The organism is Neobacillus fumarioli NBRC 102428 (genome assembly GCF_001591485.1).
Lineage (GTDB): Bacteria > Bacillota > Bacilli > Bacillales > Cytobacillaceae > Neobacillus > Neobacillus fumarioli.
On sequence record NZ_BCUZ01000159.1, the window covers coordinates 1 to 5,564 of the forward strand.

The following is a 5,564-nucleotide window of genomic DNA, read 5'->3' on the forward strand; positions in this document are numbered from 1 at the left end:
AGAAACTAACTACTAATCACCTAAAAAAAGTAGAACCTCCTGGTTAGTCCGAAGAAAAATGGTAAAATGACAAAAAAACAGTTATTCAGGGGAGAGTACTATGCATATTCGTAAATTAACGATAGATGAAGAACCCCCAATGGATTTGTTATTATTAGCCGATCCTTCTAGAATCCTGGTTGAGGAATATATACAAAGGGGAGAATGCTTTGTAGCGGAAAGTGGTGGTCAAATCATTGGGGTTTATGTGCTACTGCCGACAAGACCCGAAACGGTGGAGTTGGTGAATATTGCAGTAAAAGAATCCGAGCAAGGCAAAGGCTTGGGCAAACAACTAGTAATGCATGCAATTGAAGTCGCTAAGTCCAAAGGATACAGAACCATAGAAGTCGGTACTGGAAATTCAAGTATTGGACAAATAGCCCTTTACCGAAAATGTGGTTTTAGAATTACTGGTGTCGATATAGATTTTTTCATCAGGCACTATTCAGAAGCTATTTTCGAAAATGGCATACAGTGTAGGGATATGGTCCGATTCTCTCAAGATTTGTAGGTTTTATTGAACAACGGTCAGATTGAGGTAAGTAGGTATTTGTGTTTTAACAGACAGCACCCGTTACCAGATGCTGTCATTAGGTGTCAGGCACCTTTGTGAAATTTTCACAAACCATTTCCCACATTCATATTTTCAACATGTAATGTGGTGCCTTTTGGCAGGCTGTTGCCTTTTCCTGGTTTTGGTATGACTTTTCCTTTGTAGAGGATTTTTCCGTTTTGAAGATCGCAGACCATGATGTAGTTTGTCTGAATGTCCACACGGCCTGTCTGTTCGTGGTTGACTATTAATAGGTACATTCGATTGTTCTTGATGAAGATGTCTGGTTTGGTGTCTTCCCCTATTTCCTCTATCGGAATGGTATATTGCCCGACCACTTTTTTCGTTTCCATGTTATAGATCAGAACCTTAACCGCTTTAGCATTCGCATCCGGAGTGACGAAATAAATCAATGGCCCATGATAGTAATTAATCATAATATCCACCATACTCAACTCTTTCGGGAACGCAAACGTTTGTACTACATTGGTTTTCATATTATAGGCGTATAGTTCTCCTTTAACGGAACCTTTCGAAACTTTGCCATTCTCATCCGGAGATGAAACAGGTCGGCTGTCCTTAACGAACACATAATACTTTTCAGGTGCCATCTTAGTTGTTGAGCTTAGATTATAAATCCGATTCTCCATATTATTTTCTGCATCACGAGCGGATAGAAGGATTTGATCGCTCAGCAGTTTTTTCTTTTCCAAATCAAAACGGTAGCAATGAAGCTCCGTTTTTGATGCTCCCACTTGATGATCTGAAACCGAATTAGTTGTGAACACATCCAGCTCGCCGCCATGCTTTTGCACATCATTTACACTGATGAAATCATCATTCGCTTCTCCCGGAACCTTTATCTGAAAACTAGATTCATCTTTATTCTTCTTATGCAACTGCGCAATGGTAAAGGAAAAATCTCGCAGTCCGCGGTTGGTTCGTTTATAATCAACCCCTGCAAAGACAAGCGACTCAGAATCTTCATAAAAACATAAGCTTCCCACGCATGAAATTATGGTATTTATCGCGATACACCTGAAGCCCGTCATTTACCAAAAATGAGCTATTCAATTGCTCTGTAAAAGAAAGTTCCCGCTCATACTTTGACCCTTCTGCCGAAATCATGACTGGCTCGGAAAACTGGCCCATACTCAGAATAGCGGATAGTGTCAATGTGCGAATTTCCTTGTCATCCCCTGCTTCTTTTTTGATATAAAACTTCGGATATCCCTTAACCTCTGCCGCCGCATAGATATAGAAAGTTCCGATACTTAAACAAATAATGATCGCTAACGTCACCAATGTCCGAATACGTTTCATCTTCTACTCTCCTTACACCGTTATCTTGTTTTTTAATAAAAATTGACTAATCCAAACAGCCGCGCCCATTACGACAAGCCCAAGGACAATTTCCAATGAAACCAGCTCATTCGGATAGAAGTCTATTATCCTAATAGCTGCCAAAATAGCTGGCGCAATAAAGACCATAACGGAAGCCGCACAATACAGAACGGCCAAGAACAATCCCTTCCACCGGTAACAACGTTCAAACAAAATCGCGGTAAACAACACACATACCAACATGAATCCAGCCAAGTAATGGAGGACAAACTGCATCCATGTCCCCGGAATAATGATGGCCAGAACTTGAAAGCCTAACACGGCCGTGATCGGTATGTCTTGGCGAAGATCAGCAGGCACAAGCAATTGAAACAGCGAAAGCTGAAACGGCAGGATGATGATTTCTAAGGCAATTAAGCCAAGAACCATTAGAAGAATTGCACTTGCTTTGGCAAAATAGATGGTAAGCCTCGATGTCGGGAGCATAAGGAGCCGGTAGATAAACCTATTCTTCGCGAACCAGTCACGATACCAAATAAGGAAGATGTATCCTAGAATCACTGTTGCGCTGATCATAATCGGAGCTAGGAACCAAAGACTTCCCGCAATTTGCATGAAATTCGCGAGACCGTTCTGTTCAATAAACTGAGCTCTCGACATCCCATGTTCATAAATATCACTGTTTGCCTGGTGGACATAGCTTAACGATTTGACCACTACTCCGGTAAACTGCAGGATAATCGTCAAAGCAATCAAGGAAACATATAGTTTTAAAAAGCGATAGAGTTCAAAGTTTACTAGTTTCCAATACCTGTTCATGGCTGATACACCTCTCTCATGACATCCATCACGGACTTGCCTTCCGTAAGGCGGACCTCTTCCGTCGTAAATTCCTTGAGCACCACGCCGTTGTCCAGTAACACGACTTTATCGATTAAATGTTCAATATCATTGATTTCATGGGTGGTAATAACCACACCACGGTCTTCAATTAAATGGGAGGTGACCACTTCGGCAATCTGCTCCCGGCTGAAAATATCAATGCCGGAAAAAGGCTCGTCCATCAAAACATAATCCACATCGAGCGACAGTCCGAGCATCAAATTGACTTTCGCCGTATTTCCCTTTGACAGTTCGGTAATCCGGTCGGTTTCATTTAGTTTGAAAAAGCGCATTAAATCATCGGCCCGCTGCTGGTTCCAGTTTTTATAATAATCTTTCATGAAGTCGCACGCCTCTCGGATCGTCATCCATGTCGGCATAATATTGGCATCCGGGATAAAGGTGATTTTTTCATATGTATCTTTTTGGATGACTTCCTGATCAATGAAGATCTTGCCGCTATTAATCGGCGTGAGATTCATGATCGCTTTCAATGTGGTCGTCTTGCCGACGCCATTGATGCCGATCAAACAGGTAATTTCTCCTTTATTGGCTGTAAAGGAAACTTCCTTTAACACCTGTTTCCTCCCAAATCGTTTGGAAATGTTTTGCACTTCAATCATGTCGTTTCCCCCTGCTTTCTTGCTTCATATTTCTTCTTCACCAGCTCAACCACTTCTTCTATCGATGGATTGATGGCTACAATCGACTGGACAAATGCATCAACCGCTTCTGCGATCAGTTCCTCCCGCACCGAACTTAAAATGTTTTCATCCATCGTGATGCGGCTGGGAAAGTTTCGTTCTGTGTGAATCAACCCTTCTTCCTCCATTTCTTTATAAGCCCGCTGAGCCGAATTGGGATTAATTTTCAACATCTCCGCCAGTTCCCGCCGTGAAGGGATTTCCTCCCCTGCCTTCAAGTTCCCAATCGCAATTTGTTCTTTAAAATATCGTACAACTTGGACATAAACAGGATCTCGTGTATTAAACGTCACATTCATGAAAAACAACTCCTATGAATTCCAATGACTGGTGTATTAATTGAATAATACGCCTGTTTATATGGTTCATACACTTTGCTTGTCAATCTATTTTTTCCTCTGAGGATTTTCGTGTTTTTTCCCCCTAAAGCACTATTTTGAGAAAATTTTCTACAAGTTTCTAGTAAACAATGGTAAAATAAAACATATAATTTCAATGCGAGGTGATATCTTAAATGAAGAAAACGATGATTCGAACATTATCGACAACTGCGCTGTTCACCACTCTTTATGCCGGAAGCGCTCTGGCCGCTACCTACAAAGTTCAAAAAGGCGATAATCTATCAAAAATAGCCTCTAAATTTAACACCAGCGTAGATGAGATTAAAACCCTCAATGGATTAACATCCGATAGAATCTATGAAAATCAAACACTTAAAATTTCCGATTCAACCGTAACTGTGGAACAAAGCCAGCAAACCAGCTATACCGTTGTGAAGGGTGACGTCCTCATCAAAATTGCCAACCGTTATCACATAACAGTTGGCGAACTGCAAGAATGGAACAACTTGACAAGCACGATCATTTACCCTGGACAAGTGCTGAAGGTGTCTGCCCCCGGGAAAACCGTTAGCGTAACCACGCCGAAACCAGCAAAGGATCAAAAAACAACACCCGCTCCTGCAGCGGACGGCATCTATACAGTAAAAAGCGGTGATTGTTTAAGCATTATTGCCCGCAACTTTCGTATGACTGTATCACAGTTGAAATCACTGAACGGTCTAGCTTCCGATTTGATTTATGTCGGGCAGCAACTGAAAGTAACCGGGTCTCCATCTTCAAACAAACCGCAAACCCCTTCAGTTCCGGCCGATAAACCCAAGACACCGACACCACCAACTGCATCCGTGTCATATTACACTGTCAAAGCCGGAGACTGCTTAAGTAAAATTGCCAGACAATATCAAACAACGGTTCAAAATTTGAAGTCCCTTAACGACCTTACTTCCGACATGATCTATGTGGGACAAACACTAAAGGTTTCGGGCCAGGCTGCCGGAAGTTCAAGTGGTTCTTCAAGTGGTTCAAAGGGAAATTCGACTAGTTCTGCAAGTGGAAATGGTTCCAAAGGGAATACAGCCAGTTCTTCAAACGGAAATGGTTCAAATGGGAATTCGGCCACTTCTTCAAGCGGAAATGGTGCAAATGGATCAACGGCGACCACATCGTCTCCAAAATCCGATGCTGAAATTGCCGCGAACATGGTATCGATTGCGAAAAGTTTAATTGGCGTTCCGTACGTATGGGGTGGAAGTACTCCACAAGGCTTCGACTGCAGCGGCTTCATTTACTATGTTGCCAACAAAGCCGGTAAGCAAATCGGCCGGTACTCCGCTGATGGTTATTACAATCGCTCATACTATGTGGACAACCCAATCCCCGGCGACCTTGTCTTTTTCAAAAATACATACAAACAAGGCATCTCACACCTGGGTATTTACATTGGCAACAACCAATTCATCCATGATGCCGATGAAAAGCATGGAGTGATGATTTTCAGCTTGTCTAACTCTTACTACAGCACCCATTTTGACAGTTTTAAGCGGTTTTATTAAAGAAAAGCCAGGATCCATAATATACAGGATTCTGGCTTTTTTTTGACTGTCAATTTCATTGAGTCATGTTCTGACACTAGTGTTGTAATAATCTAATTCAACTATTAAAAATACTTGAAATGTTCAATTTTATTATTTTATCTAT

7 protein-coding genes are annotated in these 5,564 nt (G+C 41.7%); 2 read left to right on the forward strand and 5 right to left on the reverse strand.

Features of this window, described 5'->3' with window-relative positions:
• Window positions 1–100 precede the first annotated feature (100 nt).
• A complete protein-coding gene (locus BFU02S_RS14565; protein WP_066372173.1) occupies window positions 101–553 on the forward strand; it encodes a GNAT family N-acetyltransferase in 453 nt (150 codons plus the stop codon).
• Between the two features lie 107 nt (window positions 554–660).
• Here the strand turns inward: BFU02S_RS14565 and BFU02S_RS14570 are convergent, their stop codons facing one another.
• From BFU02S_RS14570 to BFU02S_RS14590, 5 genes are read right to left on the reverse strand one after another with little or no spacing between them, the layout of a single operon-like run.
• Entirely contained in the window at window positions 661–1,602 is a 942-nt protein-coding gene (locus tag BFU02S_RS14570; protein WP_066372174.1) for a hypothetical protein, read from the reverse strand.
• The gene (locus BFU02S_RS14575) at window positions 1,580–1,918 is read right to left on the reverse strand and encodes a hypothetical protein (protein WP_066372176.1); all 339 of its coding nucleotides are present in this window, start codon (window positions 1,916–1,918) and stop codon (window positions 1,580–1,582) included. Before BFU02S_RS14575 ends, BFU02S_RS14570 begins: the two co-directional genes overlap by 23 nt.
• A gap of 12 nt (window positions 1,919–1,930) precedes the next feature.
• Window positions 1,931–2,758, reverse strand: a complete 828-nt coding sequence (locus BFU02S_RS14580; RefSeq protein WP_066372178.1) for a hypothetical protein — start codon at window positions 2,756–2,758, stop codon at window positions 1,931–1,933.
• The gene (locus tag BFU02S_RS14585; protein WP_066372181.1) at window positions 2,755–3,444 is read right to left on the reverse strand and encodes an ABC transporter ATP-binding protein; all 690 of its coding nucleotides are present in this window, start codon (window positions 3,442–3,444) and stop codon (window positions 2,755–2,757) included. Before BFU02S_RS14585 ends, BFU02S_RS14580 begins: the two co-directional genes overlap by 4 nt.
• Window positions 3,441–3,824 carry a GntR family transcriptional regulator gene (locus tag BFU02S_RS14590; RefSeq protein ID WP_066372184.1) on the reverse strand — a complete coding sequence of 128 codons (384 nt, stop codon included), beginning with the start codon at window positions 3,822–3,824 and terminating at the stop codon, window positions 3,441–3,443. The genes BFU02S_RS14585 and BFU02S_RS14590 overlap by 4 nt, the downstream gene beginning before the upstream one ends.
• A 215-nt stretch (window positions 3,825–4,039) precedes the next feature.
• On the opposite strand from BFU02S_RS14590, the gene BFU02S_RS14595 reads away from it, so the two are divergent.
• The gene (locus BFU02S_RS14595) at window positions 4,040–5,419 is read left to right on the forward strand and encodes a C40 family peptidase (protein WP_066372186.1); all 1,380 of its coding nucleotides are present in this window, start codon (window positions 4,040–4,042) and stop codon (window positions 5,417–5,419) included.
• Window positions 5,420–5,564 lie beyond the last annotated feature (145 nt).